Here is an 18109-nt window from a genome sequence, read left to right as displayed (position 1 = left end):
CCATGCTGAAGGATGCCCAGGGCCTGACCCTGACGGCCAGCTCGGCCGAGGCGGTCGCCGGTTTCGACCACACCATGGCCGGCTACCTGAAGTACCGCGCCGATGCCTCGCTGCGGCTGAAGGCGGCGCTGGAGGCCGATCCCGAATGCGGCATGCTGCACGTGCTGAAGGGCAGCTTCGCCATGCTGGCCTACAAGTCGAGCTTCGTGCCGGCGGCGCGCGAAAGCGCGGCCTTGGCCGCGACGCTGACCGAGAAGGCGACGCCGCGGGAGCGGGCGCATGCCGCGGCGCTCGCGGCCTGGGCGGAGGGCGAGATGGACCGGGCGCTTGCCATCTGGTCCGGCATCTTCACCGAGCATCCGCACGATCTGCTGGCCTTCCGGCTGCACCATTTCTGCGCCTTCTGGATGGGCCGGGCGGATGCGATGCTGACCGCGGTGGAGGGGCTGGTGCCGCACTGGGGCACCGGCGACCCCGGCCTCGGCAGCGTGCTGGCCTGCCGCGGCTTCGCCAACGAGGAGGCGGGCAACTACACCGTGGCCGAGGCGGCGGGGCGGGCGGCGATCGAGCTCGACCCCGGTGACCTCTGGGCCGCGCATGCCGTGGCGCATGTGCTGGAGATGCAGGGCCGCCGCGGCGAGGGCATCGCCTGGGTCGCCGGCCTCGAACGGCACTGGGAGGGCGGCAACAACCTGATGCATCACCTCTGGTGGCACCGCGCCATGTACCACCTGGAGCGCGGCGAGCACGACCAGGTGCTGCACCTGTACGACACCCGCTTCCGCGACCTGGCGAGCCCGGTGACGCAGATGCAGCCCGACCTCTACATCGACGTGCAGAACGCGGCCTCGATGCTGTTCCGCCTCGGCCTGCAGGGCGTCGATCCCGGCGACCGCTGGGTCGAGCTGGCGGACAAGGCGGAGGCGCGGATCGGCGACTGCCTCTCGGCCTTCACCCTGCCGCACTGGATGATGGCGCTGACGGCGACCGGGCGCTGGGAGGCGGCGCGGCGGATGCTGGCCGGCATGCGCGACTTCGCCGGCGCCAACCACGGCACCAACGCGCCGCTGGTGGCGCGCTACGCGCTGCCGGTCTGCGAGGCGGTGCTGCGGCATGCCCGGGGCGACCATGCCGGGGCGGTGGCGGCGATGCGCCCGGCGCTCGGCGGGATGTACGCGCTCGGCGGCAGCCACGCGCAGCAGGACGTGCTGGAGCAGCTCTTCCTGAGCGCGGCGATGCGGGCGGGCCTCACCGGGGATGCGCGCACGCTGCTGGAACGCGTCGCGGGGCGGCATGCGGTGCCGCCCGCGCGGCGGGTCGGCTACGCGGCAGCGGCGCGCACCGTCTCACACTGACGGCGCGTAGGGATTCTCCAAGGTGCCGATGCCGTCGATGCTGACCGCGACGACCATCCCCGGCCGCATCGGCAGCGCCCCGACCGAGGTGCCGCAGGCGATGACATCGCCGGGGTGCAAGGTCATCTCGCGCGAGATCAGCGAGACGATGCGGGCGGGCGGCAGGATCATGTCGGCGGCCGGGTAGTCCTGCCGCACCCGCCCGTTCAGCGCCACCTTCACCCGGGCGGCGGACCAGTTGAGGCCGGTGGCGATGGCCGGGCCGATGGGGCCGAAGGTATCGCAGCCCTTGGCCCGCGCCCATTGCGGGAAGGAGGCGTCGGCGGTGAGCAGGTCGAGCGCCGTCACGTCGTTGACGGCGGTATAGCCGAAGATGGCGGCCTCGGCCGCGGCCTCATCGACCGCGGTGCAGGTCCGGCCGATGACGATGCCGAGCTCGCCCTCGTACAGCACCTTGCCGGCATAGCCGGCGGGCGGGCGGATCGCCGCGCCGGGGCCGATGATGCTGCGGCTGTTCTTCAGGAAGTACAGCGGCACCTCGGGGATGGCGTTGCCCTGCTTCGCCGCCGCCTCGTGGAAATTGTTCCAGAGCCCGATGAAGGCGCCGGGGGTGACCGGCGCCAGCAGCGTCACCGCGGCCAGCGGCACGGTCTCGCCGGTGGGGCTGGGCGCGGCCAGCATGTCGCCAGAATGGACGGCGATGCTCTCGCCCTCCAGCGTGCCGAACCCTGTCGTGCTATCCCGCGAAAAGCGTACCCACAAAGCCATTGTCTTCTCCATCAGCCGAAGGGCAGCGCCAGCCCCGGCTCGTCCCACTCCATCGCCGCCAGCTTGCCGGTGGTCGAGAGCGTGATGTAGGCGGTGCGCATGTCCGGGCCGCCGAAGCAGATGTTGGTCGGCATGCGTTCCGGCATCTTCACCACCCGCAGGATCTCGCCGGCCGGGGAGACGGTGGTGATCTCGCCGCTGACCAGGGTGGCGACGCAGATATTGCCCGCCGCGGTCGGCGCCACGCTGTCCAGGCGGCGGTAGCCGGGGAACTGGCAGATCACCCGGCCGCCGTTCGAGGAGGGCCAGGGGTCCTTCCGCACCACGCCCGGTCCCTCGATGTCCCAGGCCCAGAGCCGGCCGGTCTCGGTCTCCGCGGCATAGAGGGTGCGGCCGTCGGGCGAGAGGGCGATGCCGTTGGCGCCGCCGAAGATCGGGAAGGCGGCCTCGACGATGCGGGAGCCATCGGTCGCCGCCCAATAGACGCCGCCGTGGTCGCGGTCCCGCGCCCGGACCTTGCCGAGGTCGCTGAACCAGAAGCCGCCCTCGCCCGGGCTGCCCTTGGGGGCGAAGATGATGTCATTCGGGCCCTTCAGCGTATGCTCGCCGCAGCGGTCATAGAGCCGGGTGACGCTGCCGGTCGCCGGGTCGATGACCTCGATCCGGCCGCCGCTGTAGTCGGCCGGCACGCCGGCGGGGCGGATCAGCCCCGGCTCCTCGTGCCAGAGGAAGCCGCCGTTGTTGCAGCAGAAGATCTTGCCCTCCGGGCCGAGGGCGATGCCGTTGGGGCCGCCGCCGGGCGTCGCCACGGTGGATTTGGTGCCATCGGGCGCGACCCGGGTCAGGGTGCCGGCGGCGATCTCGACCAGCAGGATGCTGCCGTCGGGCATTGCCACCGGGCCTTCGGGAAAGCGCAGGCCTTCCGCCAGGATGCGCAATTCGGTGCCGCTCATGCCTCGTTTCCCCCGCTCGATTTGGCCGGGATCATGCGCCAGACGAGCCGCTTGGCAACCCCGGGGCGCTATTTCGGCGCCCAGAGCTCGATCGGGCCGCGGTCCTCGTCGACCTCGGCGACCAGGGTGTAGTCGCTTTGCAATACCTCGGTGATGATGGCGGCGGCGCTTTCGCGCATGCGCGGCCACCAGCCGCGGTCCACCACCACGAAGCGCGGCCGGGTCGCCATGATGCGGGCGACCTCGGCGTCGGTGTCGATGTCGGCGACCTGGGTGAACTCGCCGGTGAGTTGGGCCGGGAAGATGAAGCGCGTCGGCAGCCTCGCATCGGTCAGGGCGTAGATCACCGGGTGGTAATTGGCGATGAAGATGGTCTCGCCCGGCCTGAGGCTGGCGCGGATGATGCGGGTCACCTCCCGCACCGGGTCGGGGGCGAAGATGCCGATGCCGCGCTCGATCCGCGCCGTGGCGTCGGCGCGCCAGGAGCCGATCATGACCACGGCGACCAGCAGGCTGAAGCCGAAGGCCCGGCCCGCCGGCGGCAGCAGCCGCGCCAGCCGCCAGCAGCCCAGCGTCGCCAGGATCGACAGCGGCGGCAGCCAGATGAGGAAGTAGTGCGGGTAGAAGAAGCCCGGCGAGGCGACGCCGATGCTGCCGGCCAGGAACCACAGCAGGCCGATCCGCGTCAGCATGCCGCGCGGGCCGGAGCGCGTCAGCCCGGTCGCCAGCGCCAGGCCGGCGAGCAGGAAGGGCCACAGCAGGGTGAGGAATTCCACCAGGATCTGGTGGAAGGAATCGACCAGCCCCATGCGGCCGTGCGAGTAGCGCAGCGGGGCCAGGAAGGTGCCGTCGAGGAAGGCGCCGAGGTCGCCGCGCACGAAATAGAGCAGGGCGAAGTAGGCGGTCGGCAGGGCACAGAACCCGGCATAGGCGGCGGCCATCGCCAGCGCCCGCCGCCAGGACAGCAGCCCGCGCCAGAGGGCCGGGAAGACCAGCAGGGCGAAGGCGAGGCAGCCCTCCGCCACCATCACCGGCTTGACCGCCAGGGCGCAGCCCATGGCCATGCCCATGGCGATCAGCACGTACCAGCGCGGCGCCCAGGACCGCCGCAGCGCCTCCACCGCGCCCAGCGCGCCGAGCGCCATGGCGCTGACCACCATCGGGGCGAAGAGGATCTCGGTATTGGTGGCGAGGCCGCCCATCCGCAGGCTGTGGGCGACATAGACCAGGCCGGTGGCCAGGCCGATGCCGCGCGGCGCGCCGGTGGCGCGGACCGCCCCATAGAGCGCCCAGGCGGCCGCGGCCACGCAGAGCGAGCCGAGCAGCCGGATGGTGGCGATGCTCTCGCCGAAGATCCACATCGCCAGCGCATACATCGCCGGGGCGCCGATCGGGTGCATGTCCCAGACCGCGACCAGCGGCCAGTCGCCGCGCAGCCAGGCCTGGGCCTGCACCAGGTACAGACCCTCGTCGGTGTCGATGACGGCGATGATGAAGCCGAGCGCCCGCAGCAGCAGCGAGGCCAGCAGCATCGCCAGCGGGATCGCCAGCACGCCCATGACGGTATCGGCACGGGTCAGCAACGCCCGGGGGCGCGAGGAGGGAACCGTCATGCGCGCGAGGGTGCCAAGACTGGAGGAGGGGGGCCTGGGGCGTGGTGGGGCCTGCGCATATCATGGAAGCCGGCGCCGGCCACCCCGCCTTCGCCGGCTTGACGCGGATGCCCTGGTCGGCGGAGCCTTCGCATATGCACCATCAGACGCCTGATCCCGTGACCCTCGCCGTGCTCGACAACCGCCTCCGGGCCATCGTCGAGGAGATGGGGGAGGCCATGTTGCGCACCTCCTATTCCCAGATCCTGAATTCCTCGCGCGATTTCTCGATCGCGCTGTGCGATGCGCAGTGCCGGCTGGTGGCGCAGGCGGATCATATCCCGGTGCATGTGGGCGCCATGCCCTGGGCGGCGAAGGCCATCGCGGAGGCCTTCCCGGCGCCGGTCGAGGGCGACACCTACCTGCTGAACGACCCCTACCACGGCGGCAGCCACCTGCCCGACCTGACCATCATCATCCCGGTCTTCGCCGAAGGGTCCCTGCGCTTCTGGTCGGTGGTGCGGGCGCACCAGAGCGACATCGGCGGCGCGACCCATGGCGGCTACAACCCGGGCGCGACGGAAATCTGGCAGGAAGGCCTCCGCATCCCGCCGATCCGGCTCGGCGAGGGCGGCGGGCTGCGGGCCGACCTCATCCGCATGCTGGCGACCAATACCCGCATCCCCCGCGACTTCACCGGCGACCTCATGGCGATGATCGGCGCGGCCCGCCTCGGCGAGCAGCGGCTGCTGCCGCTGCTGGCGAAATACGGCGCCGACCACCTCGATGCGGCGGTCTCGGCCATCCTCGACCTCTCGGCGGCGCATGCCCGGCGCATCCTGGCGACCTGGCCGGACGGGGTCTTCAAGGGCGAGGCCTTCCTCGACGACGACGGCTTCGACCGGACCGACATCGCCATCCGCGCCACGGTGACCAAGCGGGGCGAGAGCCTCACGGTCGACCTGTCCGAGAGCGACCCGCAGACCACCGGCTTCGTCAATTCCAGCTACCCGAACATGCGCAGCGCCGTCGCCATGGCCTTCGCCTTCCTGCTCGACCCGGAGGTGGCCAAGAACGACGGCGCCTTCCGGCCGCTCGAGGTGATCGCCAGGGAAGGGACCGTGGTCTGGGCGCGGGAGGGGGCGCCGGTGACCATGTGCACCTCGCATTGCTCGAACGAGATCGTCGAGGCCATCGTCCGCGCGCTGCAGCATTGCTGCCCGGACCGCGCCATGGGCGGCTGGGGTAGGCGGTTCCGGGTGGCGATCACCGGCCAGGACGCCCGCCGCCCCGGCCGGCGCTTCGTCTGGCACATGTTCCATGCGCGGCCGGGCGGCGGGGCCAGCGCGCAGGGCGACGGCTGGTCGACCAGCGGCGAGTGGCACAGCGCCGGCGGGCTGAAATTCGGCAGCGTCGAGATGGCCGAGGCGCGCTTCCCCTTGCTGTTCGAGACGCATGAATTCCTCGCCGGCTCGGCCGGGGATGGGAAGCATCGCGGCGGCCTCGGCGGGCAATTGACGCTGCTGGTCGAGAGCGACGGGCCAGCCCTGGCGAATACCGCCGGCGACGGCGTGCGGCATGGCGCGGCGGGGATGCTCGGCGGCCATGACGGCGCGCCGCATCATTACGTGCTGCGGCGCGGCTCGGGCGAGGAGCGGGTGCTGAAGACCAAGGAGGTCGGCATCGCGGTGAATCCCGGGGACCGGGTGGTGGTGCAGGCCGGCGGCGGCGGCGGCTGGGGGCCGCCGGAGAAGCGTGACCCGGCGGCGCGGGCACGTGACGCCCGCGAGGGATTCGTTTGATGAGCAGCTATCGCATCGGCATCGATGTCGGCGGCACCTTCACCGATGTGGTCGGCATCGCCTCGGACGGCACCCAGACCCTGGCCAAGGCGGCCAGCACCCCGGCCGACCAGAGCATCGGCGTCGTCGAGGGGCTGCGGAGCCTCGCCGCCGCCCTGGGCCTGCCGCTGGAGGCGCTGCTGCGGCAGACCGAACGCATCGTCCACGGCACCACCGTCGCCACCAACGCCCTGCTGGAACGCAAGGGCGCCGAGGTCTGGCTGCTGACGACCGAGGGCCACCGCGACGTCATCGAGATGCGGGAAGGGCTGAAGCCGGAGCGCTACGATCTGCGGCTGCCGCCGGCGGAGCCGCTGGTGCCGCGGCACCGGCGGCTCGGGGTGAAGGAGAGGCTGCGGCCGGATGGCAGCGTGGCGGTGCCGTTGGATCAGGCCTCGCTGGATGCGGCGATCGCCACGCTGCAGGCGGCCGGGGCGGAGGCGGTGGCCATCGGCTTCCTGCACGCCTGGCGCGACCCGAAGCACGAGCATGCGGCGGCGGCGGCGGTGCTGGCGGCGCTGCCGGGGGCGACCGTGACCTGCTCGGCCGACGTGCTGCCGCAGATCAAGGAATTCGAGCGCTTCAGCACGACGGCGGTGAATGCCTATGTCGGGCCGGTGGTCTCCCGCTACCTCGCCCGGCTGGCCGGGCGGCTGGAGGCGGCGGGCTATCCCGGGCCGCTCTTCGTCATCCTCTCGCATGGCGGGGTGGCGCCGGTCGCGGAAGCCGCGCGGCTGGCGGTGGGCACGGCGCTGTCCGGCCCGGCCGGCGGCGTGGCGGCGGCGGTGGCGCTGGCCCGGCAGGGCATGGGCGGGGATCTCGTCACCTTCGACATGGGCGGGACCTCGACCGACATCGCCCTGGTGGTAGGCGGCGAGGCGGCGCTCGGCCGCGGCCGGACCGTGGGCGGCGAGCGGATCGCGCTCGAGAGCCTCGATATCGTGACGCTCGGCGCCGGCGGCGGCTCGATCGCCCATCTCGGCGCCGGCGGCACCCTGCAGGTCGGGCCGCAATCGGCCGGCGCGGTGCCGGGGCCGGCCTGCTACGGCCATGGCGGGACCGAGCCGACCGTCACCGATGCCAACCTGGTGCTGGGCTACCTCGATCCCGGTTCCTTCCTCGGCGGGGCGAAGCGGCTGGACCTGGCGGCGGCGCAGGCGGCGGTGGGGCGGCTGGCGGCGAGGCTCGGCATCACCCCGGAGGCCTGCGCCAGCGGCATCCATGCGCTGGTCAACGCGCGCATGGCCGATGGGGTACGGCTGGCGACGGTGCGGCGCGGCGTCGACCCGCGGGATTCGGCGCTGCTCGCCTTCGGCGGCGCCGCCGGGCTGCATGCGACCGCGGTGGCACGCGAGCTGGGGCTGGCGCGGGCGACGGTGCCGCTGTTCGCCGCCGGGCTCTCGGCCTGGGGCATGCTGCACACGGATCTGCGCTACGAGCTGGCGCAGAGCGCCATCGGCGCCGGCGGCATCCCGGCGGATGCCGAGGTGCGGGCGCTGTTCGACACGCTGGAGCGCGACGGCCGCGCCCGCATGGCCGGCTGGTACCAGGGCGAAGTGGCGGCCCGGCGCAGCGCCGACATGCGCTACGGCGAGCAGGTCTTCGAAGTTGCGGTGCCGCTGGATGGCATCGACTGGGCAGGGCCGGACCTCGCCGGCCGGCTGCGCGCCGCCTTTCATGCGCGGCACCGGGCGCTGTTCACCTACGACCTGCCGGAGGAGGAGGTGGTGCTGGTGAATGCCCGCATCGCCGTGGTGGGCCGGCTGCCGACCAGCCCGGCGGCCGGGCTTGCCTCCACGGGCGGCGCGGCGGGCGCCATGGCGCAGCGGCGCCTCCTGCTGGATGGGGTGCCGGTGACGGCGCCGGTCTGGTCCTTCGAGGCGCTGGCCGCGGACGAGGCGGTGGCGGGGCCGGCGATCATCGAGAGCGCCACCACCACGGTGCTGCTGCGGGCCGGCGATACCGCGCGGATGGATGCGCGCGGCTGGCTGGACGTGGCGGTGGGGTGACCTATTCGGTCGGCGTCAGGCTCTTGATGAGGTCGAAGACCCGCTTGCGGACCGAGGCATCGGTGATCCGGTAGTAGGCGCGGACCAGCTCGAGGGTTTCCCGGCGGTGCAGGGTGTCGTCCTCGAAGGCGTCCTGGCTGTCGGCGAAGCCCATGGCGCGGCGCACGCCGTTCATGGCGCCGCCGACCGCATCGGGCATGTCGTCGAAGAAGAAGCCGATCGGCACGTCGAGCACGCGGGCGAGGTCGAACAGCCGGCTGGCGCCGATGCGGTTCACGCCGCGTTCGTACTTCTGCACCTGCTGGAAGGTCAGGCCGAGGGCCTCGCCGAGCTTCTCCTGGCTCATCCCGAGCAGGGTGCGGCGGAGGCGGACCCGGGTGCCGACATGCACGTCGATCGGGCTGGGACGGGGTTCGCGGGCCGTGCGTTCGAGGGTGTCGTCGCTCGTCATGTCCCGTCCATTCCCATGTCAGGCCACCGTTCCGGTGCATGAGAGGCGACCCGAACCGCGGCAGGAGGCCGATCAGGCCCCTGCGTGGCCTCGATTCTCTCTCCGTTACCGCTTTTACGGGCAGGGAAACGGAGCGTCAATACTTTTAAGATTTCTCAATAAAGATCATCCTCGCGCATCCCGGTGTAAAAGCTCACCGGTTACAACCAACCGCCGCCGCAGCCAGATCGCCAGCCCCAGGCAGGCGAGGCCGAGCAGGGCGGGGACAGCCAGGCCGGCGCGGGCGAAGGGGGTCGGCGCCCCGGCTCCCGGCAGGGCCAGGGTCGCGGTGCCCATCCTCCCCAGCGGAATCGCCGCCAGCCGCCGGCCACGGGCATCGAAGACCGCCGAGATCCCGGTCTGCGCCGCACGCACCAGCGGCAGGCCTTCCTCGACCGCGCGCAACCGCGCCGCCGCCAGATGCTGCCAGGGACCGGCCGAGATGCCGAACCAGCCGTCGTTGGTGATGTTCACCAGCCAGTCCGGCCGTGGCCGCGGCGCGACGGCGCCGGAGAAGATGACCTCGTAGCAGATGAGCGCGCCGAAGGGCGGCAGGCCGGGCAGCGCCAGGGCCATCGGGCCCGGGCCGGCGGAGAAGTCCATGCCCCCGGTGACCAGCCGGATGGGCAGCAGGCCGGAGAGCGGCATGTATTCCCCGAAGGGCACCAGATGCGCCTTGTCGTAGATGCCGGCCACCCGGGCGGAGGCGTCGAGCGCCACCAGGCTGTTGAAGACCTGCCGCAGCGTGCCGTCCGCCGCCCAGTCCGCCCGCACGCTGCCGGCCAGGAGCATCGCCCCGGGCGGCAGGGCGGCGGCGGCCATGCGGCCGGCCTCCGGGTCCTGCGCCAGCAGGAAGGGGCTGGCGGTCTCCGGCCAGACGACGACGACCCGGGACGCCGGCGCGGCCGCCGCGGCGTCGCGGGCGGCGGCGGCGGTCAGCTCCAGGTAGCGCTGGAAGATCGGCATCCTTTCCTCGGGGCGCCATTTCACCTCCTGCGGCACGTTGCCCTGGACCAGCACCAGCTGCACCGGCGGGCCGGCCGGCTCTGCCGCGTCGAGGCGCCAGAGGCCGAAGCCGCCCAGCCCGGCCAGCAGCAGCGCCGCCCCGGCGAGGGGCCGCCGGCCGGGCAGCAGCGGCAACCCGGCCAGCAGCAGGGTCAGCAGCGACAGGCCATGCACGCCGACGATGGCGGCCGGCTGCAGCGGCAGGGCGGCGAAGGCCCAGACCGTGCCCAGCAGGTTCCAGGGGAAGCCGGTGAAGAGGAAGCCCTGGGCCAGCTCGGCCAGCACCCAGGTGCCGGCGAAGCCGAGCAGCCGCGGCCATCCCGCCGGCAGGGCATGCGCCACCAGCGCCGGGGGCACCACGAAGAGCGCCAGGGGGATGGCCAGCGCCGGCGCCGCCAGGGGCACCAGCCACCAGAAGGTGGCGACATCCGTGAGGATGGCATGGGTCACCCAGTAGACGCCGGCCAGGGCATGGCCCCAGCCCCAGGCGAAGCCCAGCCAGGCCGCCCGCCGCCGGCTCGGCGCGGCCCCGGCCAGGACCAGCAGGCCCGGGATGGATACCAGCAGGACCGGCACGGCATGCACCGGCGGCAGGGCCAGGGCGGCCAGCAGGCCCAGGGCGAAGGCGGCCAGCAACTGGCGGCGCCAGGGCGCCCGGGCGAGGGTCTGAAGGGTGGGAATCGGCACCCCCGCAGCTAGCCTTGCCCGGCGGCGCGGGGCAAGCGCCGGGCGGGGCCGGCCCGGGCCTCAGTCCAGCGGCTCGACCGCGACGACCCGCCAGCGGGGCGGCAGGTCCGGCCGCAGCGCGAGGGAGAGGGCGATGCCACGGCCGGCCTCGGCGGTCGAGAGCAGGGTGAGGCGGGCGGTGCGGATGCCGGTCGGCTCGAGGCGGGGCGCCGGCCAGCCGGGGCCGGCCCGGCCCTGGACCAGGGCCAGCAGCCCCTCCGGCGTCGCCATCTGCTGCTGCACGATGCGGTGGAGGCCGGCGAGGAAATGTCCCGCCGGGGTGGTTGCGGGCGGGGGCGGCATGGCCGTGCGCAGGGCGGGCCAGTCCACCGCCGCCGCCACCGCGGCCCGGTCCGCCTGGCGGAAGGCCTCGGCGATGCCCTGGGCGGATTGCAGCGCGGCCATGGCGAAGCCCGCGGCGGCGAGCGGCAGCAGCAGGGCGACGGCAGCCAGCGCCGCCCGCATCCGCCCGTGCCGCCGGCAGGCCGTCGGCTGCGGCACGACCGGCCGGGCCGGCGCCGTGGCGGCCATGCGGGCATCGTAGAGCGACCAGACCTCGTTCCAGGCCTGCTCCGGGAAGTCCGCCCGGGCGGCCACGCCGCGGCTCATCGGCCCCGGCCGGCCGGACCGGCGGGGCTCGGCGGGGCCTTCCTGTTTCCGGGACGATATCTCACGGCATGCTCCAAAATCCCTATAATGAGATTTTGTCCCGATAAGATGAGCGATGCGTTAAACGGATCGATTCGTGAGACGAGGCTTGCGCCGATGCGACGCGGCGCGGTCGTGGCGCCGGGCGGCGGCGGTCAGCAGTCCCGCCGGGCAAAGCCGGCGGTGCGGGCGGCGCGGCCGGCATCGCGCGGGCTGCCGGTCAGCGCGGCGCGGGCGGCGGCGTCCTGCGCCACCTCCGCCGCCTGGGCGCAATAGCCGTCGGCCCGCGGGGCGGCGGCCGCCGGCTCCGCCGCCAGCCCATAGCCGGGCGCCCCATAGGCCGGGGCGGCATAGGCCTGCGGCGCATAGGGCGAGGCCTGCGAATAGACCGGCACCGGCGGCGGCGTCTCGGCCACCGGCGCCACCACCGCGCAGGCAACCAGCGCCGGGCCGGCCAGGACCAGGGACAGGGCGGACAGGCGGCGAGGGGACATCGGGCGGCTCCGGGCAGGGTCGGGCGCCTCAGCGCATGGCCCCGGCCGGCGGTTCCGCCACGATCGCTTCAGCCGCGCCGGCTCAGGCGGCGGCTTCCGCCTCCACTTCCACCAGGAAGCGCGGATCGGCCAGGCCGGCGACGATCAGCAGCGTGCTCGCCGGCGCATGGCCGCCCAGCCATTCGGTCCGGGCGCCGCGCCAGGGGCCGACCAGGGCCGCATCGGTCAGGAAGGCCGTCAACTTCACCAGGTTCGACCGGTCCATGCCGTGGGCGGCGAGGATGGCCGCCAGATTGGCCAGCACCTGGTCGATCTGCCCGGACCCGTCCTCGGCGAGCTCGCCCTCCGGCGTCAGCCCGACCTGGCCGGAGATCACCAGCCGGGTCCGGGCCTCGGTCACCAGCGCCGCGTGGGAATAGGCGCCGGGCGCGTGCACCCCGGCAGGGTTGGACAGCTGGATGGGCATGGCGGTCTCCTCTACTGCAGGGTCTCGCGCGGGGCGCTCCCGCCGGGGAGGTCCTCGCGGGCGACCCCGGCCGGGCCGGGCGCGGCCATGCCGCCCTCGGGCCCCGGCACCGCGGCCGAGATCCAGTCCCGCAGGTTGCGCCGGATCTGGAACTCGAATTCCACGTTCAGGTCGTCCATCGCCTGCCGCAGCAGGGCATCCGGGGCGCGCGGCCGGGCCGCATCCGGGCCGTTGACCGCCCGGCGCGATTCCGCCTCGACGAAGCCGAGCCGGCTGCCGAGCGAGGAGATGACCTCCAGCCGGCAGCCGAGGTCGCAGACCAGCGACTCGCGCCCGGCCACGAGCTGGGCCCGGGTGACGGTGAAATTGGCCTGGCCCTCGGAGCCGACCAGCACCAGCCGGTCGCGCGCCATGATCCGCACCGCCTCGGCGGCGCTGGGCGAGAGCCGGCTGCCGATATCCCCGGCCGGGCTGGGCGGCGCCGCCTCGGCGATCTCGACATTGGCGAGGTTCAGCGCCAGCGGCGTGAGGTGGCGGAAGCCGAGCGGCCCCGGCGGGATCGGCACCGGCTCCTGCCGCGCGCTGCCGCAGCCGGCCAGCAGCGGCAGCAGCAGCAGGGCGCGCCGCCCGGGCAGGAGGGCGGCGCCGGGGTAGGGGCGGCTCAAGGCGCGCTGCCGCCGGCCTGAACCTCGGCCCGGTCGAAGCGGAAGTCGACGTTGCAGAACTCGCAGGTCATGGTGATGGCGCCGTCCTCCTGCGCCATGTGGTCGAGGTCGTCGGCGCCGAAGTTGGATAGCACGTCGGACAGCCGGGACCGCGAGCAGCGGCAGCCGTAGGACAGCGGCCGCGGCCGGTCGACCGAGAGGCCCTCGGCATGGAAGAGCCGGTGCAGCAGCTTGTGCGAGGGCAGGGCATCGTCCAGCAGCTCGGCATCGGTCAGGGTCGCCGCCAGGGCGACGGCGGTGACCCAGGCCTCCTCCTGCGCCTCGGCGTCCAGCTCCGGGTCGATGCCGCCCTCGCCGGCGACCTTCTCCATGATGAAGGCGGCGGCGCGCCAGCCATGCTCGCCCTCGGCGCAGGCCAGGCGGATATGGGTGCGGATCTGCTCCGAGGTGCGGAAGTAGTGGTCCGCCATGGCGGCCAGGCTCATGCCCTCGATGGCCACGATCCCCTGGTAGCGCTCCATGTCGGGGCCCTGGTCGCAGGTGAAGGCCAGGTAGCCGCGGCCGAGCAGGGCCGGCGCGTCCGCGGTCGGGTCATGCGCCAGCATGGCGTCCAGCTCCTCGGGATTGGCCCGGGCATAGCCACGCAGCGCCCCGGCCTCGGTGCAATCGGCCAGCAGCATGGAGACCGGGCCGTCGCCCTTGGCCTGGAGCGAGAAGCTGCCCTTGAACTTGAGCGCCCCGGCGAGCCCGGCGGCCAGGGCCATCGCCTCCCCGGCCAGCCGGGTGACGCCGGGATGGTTCTGGTGCCGGGTCAGCAGCGCATCGGCCAGCGGGCCGAGCCGGACCAGCCGGCCCCGCACCGGCCGATCCGCCAAGTGGAAGGGCTGGATGCCGCGCGGCAGGACGATATCCGGCACCGGGGGCCGGTCATGCTGGAGGAAATCGGGGGTGGCGGACGGCTGGGTCGGATCGGACAACGGGACGGACCTTGGTGCTTCGGTCCCCCTAGATAGGGCGGCGGGCCGCCTTCGCCCACCCGTCCCGGTTCTGCGCCGGGCCTAGCCGGCGCCCATGGCCCAGAGCAGCACGCCCTTCTGCGCGTGCAGCCGGTTCTCGGCCTCGTCGAAGACCACGCTCTGCGGGCCGTCGATCACCGCGGCCGCGACCTCCTCGCCGCGATGCGCCGGCAGGCAGTGCTGGAAGATCGCATCCGGCGCGGCATGGCGCATCAGCGCCTCGGTCACCTGATAGGGCGCCAGCAGGTTGTGCCGGCTGGGGGTACCGCCCTCCTCGGTCTCGTCGTTCATCGAGACCCAGGCATCGGTGACGACGCAGCGGGCGCCGCGCACGGCGGCCACCGGGTCGTCGGTCAGCTCGATCGTTGCGCCCTGGTCGCGAGCCCAGTCCACCACCCATTGCGGCGGCCGCAGCGCCGCCGGCGTCGCCAGCCGCAGGGTGAAGCCGAAGCGGGCGGCGGCCTGGATGAAGCTCTGCGCCACGTTGTTGCCGTCGCCGATCCAGGCGACCACCTGCCCGGCGATCGGGCCGCGGTGCTCCTCGAAGGTGAGCACGTCGGCCATGAGCTGGCAGGGGTGGGAGATGTCGGTCAGCCCGTTGATGACCGGCACCGTGGCGAAGGCCGCCATCTCGCGGATGCGGCGCACGTCATGCGTCCGCATCATGATGCAGTCGACGTAGCGCGAGAGCACCTTGGCGGTGTCGCTGAGCTCCTCGCCGCGGGAGGACTGCATGTCCCGCCCGTTGAGGTAGACCACGTCGCCGCCGAGCTGGCGGATGCCGACCTCGAAGCTGACGCGGGTGCGGGTGCTGGGCTTCTCGAAGATCAGCGCCACGGTCTTGCCGGCCAGCGGCTTGTTCGGCAGCCCGCGCTTGGTCTGGGAGGCGAGATCCAGCATCCGCCGCAGGGTGGCGGGCGCGAGGTCCATCAGTTCCAGGAAGTGCCGGGGGGGAGTCTCCCCCCCGGCCTCCGTCTTCACCGCGGCCAGCGCAGTCATTGCGCCGCCGCCTTTTCCGCTCCGGGGGTGCAGCGGAGGCAGGCGCGGTCGAGCAGGCGGACGGCCTCATCGGCCTCCGCCTCGGTGATGACGAGCGGCGGGGCGACCCGCAGCACGTTCATCCCGGCGGCGACCGTCAGCAGCCCCTCGTTCACCGCCGCGGCCTGCATGTCGCCGTTGGCGACCTCGGGCCGGAGCTTCAGGCCGAGCAGCAGGCCGGCGCCCTGCACGCCCTCCACCACCGCCGGATGGCGATGGGCAAGGTCGAGCAGGCCATGCCAGAGATGGCGGGCCACCCGGTCCACGCCGTCGAGGAAGCCGGGGGCGAGGATGACGTCCAGCACCGCGTTGCCGGCGGCGCAGGCCAGCGGGTTGCCGCCGTAGGTGCTGCCGTGGGTGCCGGGCTTGAGGTATTGCGCCACCTTCTCCTTGGCCAGGATGGCACCCAGCGGGAAGCCGCCGCCGATGCCCTTGGCCGAGGACATGACGTCCGGCTCGATCCCGGCCCACTGGTGGGCCCAGAGCTTGCCGGAGCGGCCCATGCCGGTCTGGACCTCGTCGAGTGCCAGCAGGATGCCGAACTCGTCGCAGGCGGCGCGCAGGTCGCGGAGGTAGTCGAGCGAGGCGGGGCGGACGCCGCCCTCGCCCTGGATCGGCTCGATCATGACCGCGGCGGTGGTGCCGTCGATCGCGTCGCGCAGCGCATTCATGTTGCCGAAGGGCACATGCTTGAAGCCCGGCATCGGCGGGCCGAAGCCGGAGAGGTACTTCTCGTTGCCGGTGGCGGCCAGCGTCGCCAGGGTGCGGCCGTGGAAGGCGCCCTCGAAGCAGATGGTGACGTTGCGCTCGGGGTGGCCCTGCTCCGCGTGGTATTTGCGGACCGCCTTGATCATCCCCTCGTTCGCCTCGGCGCCGGAATTGCCGAAGAAGACGCTGTCGGCGAAGGAGGTGGCACACAGCCGCTCGGCCAGCCGCTCCGCCTGCGGGATGCGGTACAGGTTCGAGGTATGCATCACCTTGGCCGCCTGCTCGGCGATGGCCTGCACCAGGTGCTTGTTGCCATGGCCGATGCTGCTGGTGGCGATGCCGGCGCCGAAGTCGAGGAATCGTCGCCCGTCGCCGGTCCACAGCCAGGCGCCCTCGCCCCGCTCGAAAGCGAGGTCGGCACGGTTGTAGGTGGGCATCAGGGCGGGAATCACGAAATGCGCTCCAGACTTCCCCCTCGCCGGCGACGATCGCGGGCCTTGCCGGGGGAACGGCGGATTTGGCCGCAAAGCATCGGCCGCGTCAAACCATCCCGGGCGAAAAGAGTGAGGGAACCGCGTCCCTCACCCGATCGAGCCCCAAGGGTCAGCCGCGACGCTCGGCATTCGCCTCGTAGGTGAAGGTCGGCAGGCTGCCGAGGCTGTCCTTGGTCGCGCCGGCCAGGGTCCAGCGGCCGTTGCTGTTGGCGGCCATCGACAGGCGGCTGTAGGGCACGGCGACCAGCTTGGCGCCGATGCCGAGGAAGCCGCCGACCGAGATCACCGCCACCGGGCCGGTGCCGCCGGCGGGGATCAGGATGTCGTCCACCTCGCCGATGCTCTCGTTGTTCTCGTTGTAGACGGCGGAGCCGATCAGCTTGCTCGCGCGGCGGCCGTTGTGCAGCGCGCCGCTGTCGACCGCGAGGGTGCCGGTGGCGGCGCCCGTGGCCGTGGGGGCGGCCGGGGCCGCGGGGTTCGCGCCGGTCGTGTTGGTGCCGAGGGCACGGTCGACGGCACGGCCGGCAGCGGTGCCGGGCGGGTTGCCGGGGGTGCCGTCGGCCGGCGTGCGGTTACCGGTGATGCTGTCGGTGGCGCGCTGGGTGGCGGTGCTCGGCGGGTTGCCGGCGGTGCCGTCGCGCGCCGTGCCGGGGGCGGCCGGGGTCATGCCGGGGGCCGACTGCGCGGTCGTGCCCGGGACCATCGGGGTCGGGGCGACGCTGCCGGCGGCGGTGCCGGGGTTGGCGCCCGGGGTGGTGCCTTGGGCGAGGGCAAGGGCCGGCAGTGCCAGCAAGGCGGTGGCGGCAGTCATGGCGAGCATCTGTTGGCGTGTTGTCATCGCGGCGTCACCTTCTTGCAAACCCGGGAATGCTCGGGTGAGGCCGCCTCAACGCGGCACCGGGAGGCGCAGTTGCCCGCGCCTCACCAGCCTGTCAGGCGCGCCGCGCCAGCCCGGAGGGTCAGGCCGGGTCGCCGGTCTCGGCCGCCAGCCCGGCGGCGGCGATGCCGGCGACCGCGCAGACCTCGTCCTGGGCGGAGACGTCGCCGCTGATGCCGACGGCGCCGAGGATGAGCCCCGCCGCATCGCAGACCAGCACGCCGCCCGGCACCGGCACCGCCTTGCCGCCCGCCAAGTCGGACAGCGCATTCATGAAGCCCTGCATCGCCTGCGCCCGCCGCGCCAGCTCACGCCCGCCGAGCCCCATCGCCAGCGCGCCGTAGCCCTTGCCGAGCGCGATCTCCGGCCGCAGCAGGGAGGAGCCGTCCTCGCGCTGAACCGCCTTGAGCTGGCCGCCGGCGTCGAGCACCACGACGGTCAGCGGCATCAGGCCGAGCTCCCGGCCCTTGGCCAGGGCCGCGGTGGCGATGGCATTGGCCTGGGCGAGGGTCAGGCCGTTGGTCGGGTAGCGGGCCATGGGGGTCTCCTTCGGGTTGGCGCCCGTATGCCTGCCGGCAGGGCGCTTGGCCAGCCGGGCGGGCCCGGATGCTGGGCCGCCCCCGCCGGACGTGGCACACTCGGGCCATGGATGAGGACCGACCCGCGCGGCCGCCCCGCCCCCCGCGGCCGCCCCGCAAGGTAATTCCCGCCGGCCCCGCCCCCACCGAGGCGAGGCTGCGGGAGGCGGCGCTGGCGCATCTGGCCCGCTTCGCCGCGACCGAGGCCGGGCTGCGCCGGGTGCTGCAGCGCCGGGTGGACCGCTGGGCGCGGCGGGCCGAGGCCGAAGGGCTCGATGCCGCCGCCGCCGCCGCGGCCCGGGCGCTGGCGGCCGCGGTGGCGCGGCAGCTGGTGGCGACCGGCGTGGTGGATGACGCCGCCTTCGCCGAGGCGCGGGCCCGGCGGC

17 protein-coding genes and 1 pseudogene are annotated in these 18109 nt (G+C 73.5%); 4 read left to right on the top strand and 14 right to left on the bottom strand.

The window, feature by feature from the left end; translation table 11 throughout:
* Positions 1 to 2: 2 nt before the first annotated feature.
* On the top strand, positions 3 to 1355 hold the full coding sequence (locus QWZ14_RS14260; protein WP_290317370.1) for a tetratricopeptide repeat protein: 1353 nt from the start codon (positions 3 to 5) through the stop codon (positions 1353 to 1355).
* On the opposite strand, the gene QWZ14_RS14255 is transcribed toward QWZ14_RS14260, so the two are convergent.
* From QWZ14_RS14255 to QWZ14_RS14245, 3 genes are all read right to left on the bottom strand, one after another.
* A complete protein-coding gene (locus QWZ14_RS14255; RefSeq protein ID WP_290317368.1) occupies positions 1347 to 2123 on the bottom strand; it encodes a fumarylacetoacetate hydrolase family protein in 777 nt (258 codons plus the stop codon). The genes QWZ14_RS14260 and QWZ14_RS14255 overlap by 9 nt on opposite strands.
* Positions 2124 to 2134: 11 nt before the next feature.
* Entirely contained in the window at positions 2135 to 3076 is a 942-nt protein-coding gene (locus QWZ14_RS14250) for an SMP-30/gluconolactonase/LRE family protein (protein ID WP_290317365.1), read from the bottom strand.
* Between the two features lie 68 nt (positions 3077 to 3144).
* Positions 3145 to 4689: a hypothetical protein gene (locus tag QWZ14_RS14245; protein ID WP_290317364.1), complete on the bottom strand. Its 1545-nt coding sequence runs from the start codon at positions 4687 to 4689 to the stop codon at positions 3145 to 3147.
* A gap of 134 nt (positions 4690 to 4823) precedes the next feature.
* On the opposite strand from QWZ14_RS14245, the gene QWZ14_RS14240 reads away from it, so the two are divergent.
* Positions 4824 to 6470: a hydantoinase B/oxoprolinase family protein gene (locus tag QWZ14_RS14240; RefSeq protein ID WP_290317363.1), complete on the top strand. Its 1647-nt coding sequence runs from the start codon at positions 4824 to 4826 to the stop codon at positions 6468 to 6470.
* Positions 6470 to 8518: a hydantoinase/oxoprolinase family protein gene (locus QWZ14_RS14235; protein WP_290317362.1), complete on the top strand. Its 2049-nt coding sequence runs from the start codon at positions 6470 to 6472 to the stop codon at positions 8516 to 8518. Before QWZ14_RS14240 ends, QWZ14_RS14235 begins: the two co-directional genes overlap by 1 nt.
* A gap of 1 nt (position 8519) precedes the next feature.
* Here the strand turns inward: QWZ14_RS14235 and QWZ14_RS14230 are convergent, their stop codons facing one another.
* The 11 genes from QWZ14_RS14230 to QWZ14_RS14180 all read right to left on the bottom strand — a co-directional run bounded on the left by QWZ14_RS14230 (position 8520) and on the right by QWZ14_RS14180 (position 17683).
* A complete protein-coding gene (locus QWZ14_RS14230) occupies positions 8520 to 8969 on the bottom strand; it encodes a helix-turn-helix domain-containing protein (RefSeq protein WP_290317361.1) in 450 nt (149 codons plus the stop codon).
* Positions 8970 to 9134: 165 nt separating this feature from the next.
* Complete coding sequence (gene lnt, locus QWZ14_RS14225; RefSeq protein ID WP_290317360.1) at positions 9135 to 10700, bottom strand: apolipoprotein N-acyltransferase; 1566 nt, start codon at positions 10698 to 10700, stop codon at positions 9135 to 9137.
* A 60-nt stretch (positions 10701 to 10760) separates the two neighbouring features.
* The gene (locus tag QWZ14_RS14220) at positions 10761 to 11348 is read right to left on the bottom strand and encodes a hypothetical protein (protein ID WP_290317358.1); all 588 of its coding nucleotides are present in this window, start codon (positions 11346 to 11348) and stop codon (positions 10761 to 10763) included.
* 194 nt (positions 11349 to 11542) lie between these two features.
* A complete protein-coding gene (locus tag QWZ14_RS14215; RefSeq protein ID WP_290317356.1) occupies positions 11543 to 11881 on the bottom strand; it encodes a hypothetical protein in 339 nt (112 codons plus the stop codon).
* Between the two features lie 82 nt (positions 11882 to 11963).
* A complete protein-coding gene (locus tag QWZ14_RS14210; protein WP_290317355.1) occupies positions 11964 to 12347 on the bottom strand; it encodes a RidA family protein in 384 nt (127 codons plus the stop codon).
* Between the two features lie 11 nt (positions 12348 to 12358).
* Positions 12359 to 13012, bottom strand: coding sequence for a hypothetical protein (locus tag QWZ14_RS14205; RefSeq protein WP_290317354.1), 654 nt, complete (start codon positions 13010 to 13012; stop codon positions 12359 to 12361).
* The gene (gene hslO / locus QWZ14_RS14200; protein ID WP_290317353.1) at positions 13009 to 13989 is read right to left on the bottom strand and encodes an Hsp33 family molecular chaperone HslO; all 981 of its coding nucleotides are present in this window, start codon (positions 13987 to 13989) and stop codon (positions 13009 to 13011) included. Before hslO ends, QWZ14_RS14205 begins: the two co-directional genes overlap by 4 nt.
* A gap of 81 nt (positions 13990 to 14070) precedes the next feature.
* Positions 14071 to 15027 carry an ornithine carbamoyltransferase gene (gene argF, locus QWZ14_RS14195; protein WP_290317352.1) on the bottom strand — a complete coding sequence of 319 codons (957 nt, stop codon included), beginning with the start codon at positions 15025 to 15027 and terminating at the stop codon, positions 14071 to 14073.
* Positions 15024 to 16226: an aspartate aminotransferase family protein gene (locus tag QWZ14_RS14190; protein ID WP_290317351.1), complete on the bottom strand. Its 1203-nt coding sequence runs from the start codon at positions 16224 to 16226 to the stop codon at positions 15024 to 15026. Before QWZ14_RS14190 ends, argF begins: the two co-directional genes overlap by 4 nt.
* A 151-nt stretch (positions 16227 to 16377) precedes the next feature.
* Positions 16378 to 17106 (bottom strand): PRC-barrel domain-containing protein, encoded by a 729-nt coding sequence (locus QWZ14_RS14185; protein ID WP_290317350.1) that lies wholly within the window; start codon positions 17104 to 17106, stop codon positions 16378 to 16380.
* A gap of 121 nt (positions 17107 to 17227) precedes the next feature.
* Complete coding sequence (locus QWZ14_RS14180) at positions 17228 to 17683, bottom strand: GlcG/HbpS family heme-binding protein (protein ID WP_290317349.1); 456 nt, start codon at positions 17681 to 17683, stop codon at positions 17228 to 17230.
* Between the two features lie 107 nt (positions 17684 to 17790).
* On the opposite strand from QWZ14_RS14180, the pseudogene QWZ14_RS14175 reads away from it, so the two are divergent.
* Positions 17791 to 18109, top strand: a pseudogene (locus QWZ14_RS14175) (regulatory protein RecX); the annotation flags it as partial.

This window comes from Paeniroseomonas aquatica, from assembly GCF_030409335.1.
Lineage (GTDB): Bacteria > Pseudomonadota > Alphaproteobacteria > Acetobacterales > Acetobacteraceae > Belnapia > Belnapia aquatica.
This window is presented reverse-complemented; position numbering and strand designations above follow the sequence as displayed.

Excerpts from the sequence above, each read along its gene's own strand:
- QWZ14_RS14260 (WP_290317370.1), top strand. The coding sequence starts at position 3 with ATGCTGAAGGATGCCCAGGGCCTGACCCTGACGGCCAGCTCGGCCGAG.
- QWZ14_RS14255 (WP_290317368.1), bottom strand. The coding sequence starts at position 2,123 with ATGGCTTTGTGGGTACGCTTTTCGCGGGATAGCACGACAGGGTTCGGC.
- QWZ14_RS14250 (WP_290317365.1), bottom strand. The coding sequence starts at position 3,076 with ATGAGCGGCACCGAATTGCGCATCCTGGCGGAAGGCCTGCGCTTTCCC.
- QWZ14_RS14245 (WP_290317364.1), bottom strand. The coding sequence starts at position 4,689 with ATGACGGTTCCCTCCTCGCGCCCCCGGGCGTTGCTGACCCGTGCCGAT.
- QWZ14_RS14240 (WP_290317363.1), top strand. The coding sequence starts at position 4,824 with ATGCACCATCAGACGCCTGATCCCGTGACCCTCGCCGTGCTCGACAAC.
- QWZ14_RS14235 (WP_290317362.1), top strand. The coding sequence starts at position 6,470 with ATGAGCAGCTATCGCATCGGCATCGATGTCGGCGGCACCTTCACCGAT.
- QWZ14_RS14230 (WP_290317361.1), bottom strand. The coding sequence starts at position 8,969 with ATGACGAGCGACGACACCCTCGAACGCACGGCCCGCGAACCCCGTCCC.
- QWZ14_RS14220 (WP_290317358.1), bottom strand. The coding sequence starts at position 11,348 with ATGAGCCGCGGCGTGGCCGCCCGGGCGGACTTCCCGGAGCAGGCCTGG.
- QWZ14_RS14215 (WP_290317356.1), bottom strand. The coding sequence starts at position 11,881 with ATGTCCCCTCGCCGCCTGTCCGCCCTGTCCCTGGTCCTGGCCGGCCCG.
- QWZ14_RS14210 (WP_290317355.1), bottom strand. The coding sequence starts at position 12,347 with ATGCCCATCCAGCTGTCCAACCCTGCCGGGGTGCACGCGCCCGGCGCC.
- argF (WP_290317352.1), bottom strand. The coding sequence starts at position 15,027 with ATGACTGCGCTGGCCGCGGTGAAGACGGAGGCCGGGGGGGAGACTCCC.
- QWZ14_RS14185 (WP_290317350.1), bottom strand. The coding sequence starts at position 17,106 with ATGACAACACGCCAACAGATGCTCGCCATGACTGCCGCCACCGCCTTG.
- QWZ14_RS14180 (WP_290317349.1), bottom strand. The coding sequence starts at position 17,683 with ATGGCCCGCTACCCGACCAACGGCCTGACCCTCGCCCAGGCCAATGCC.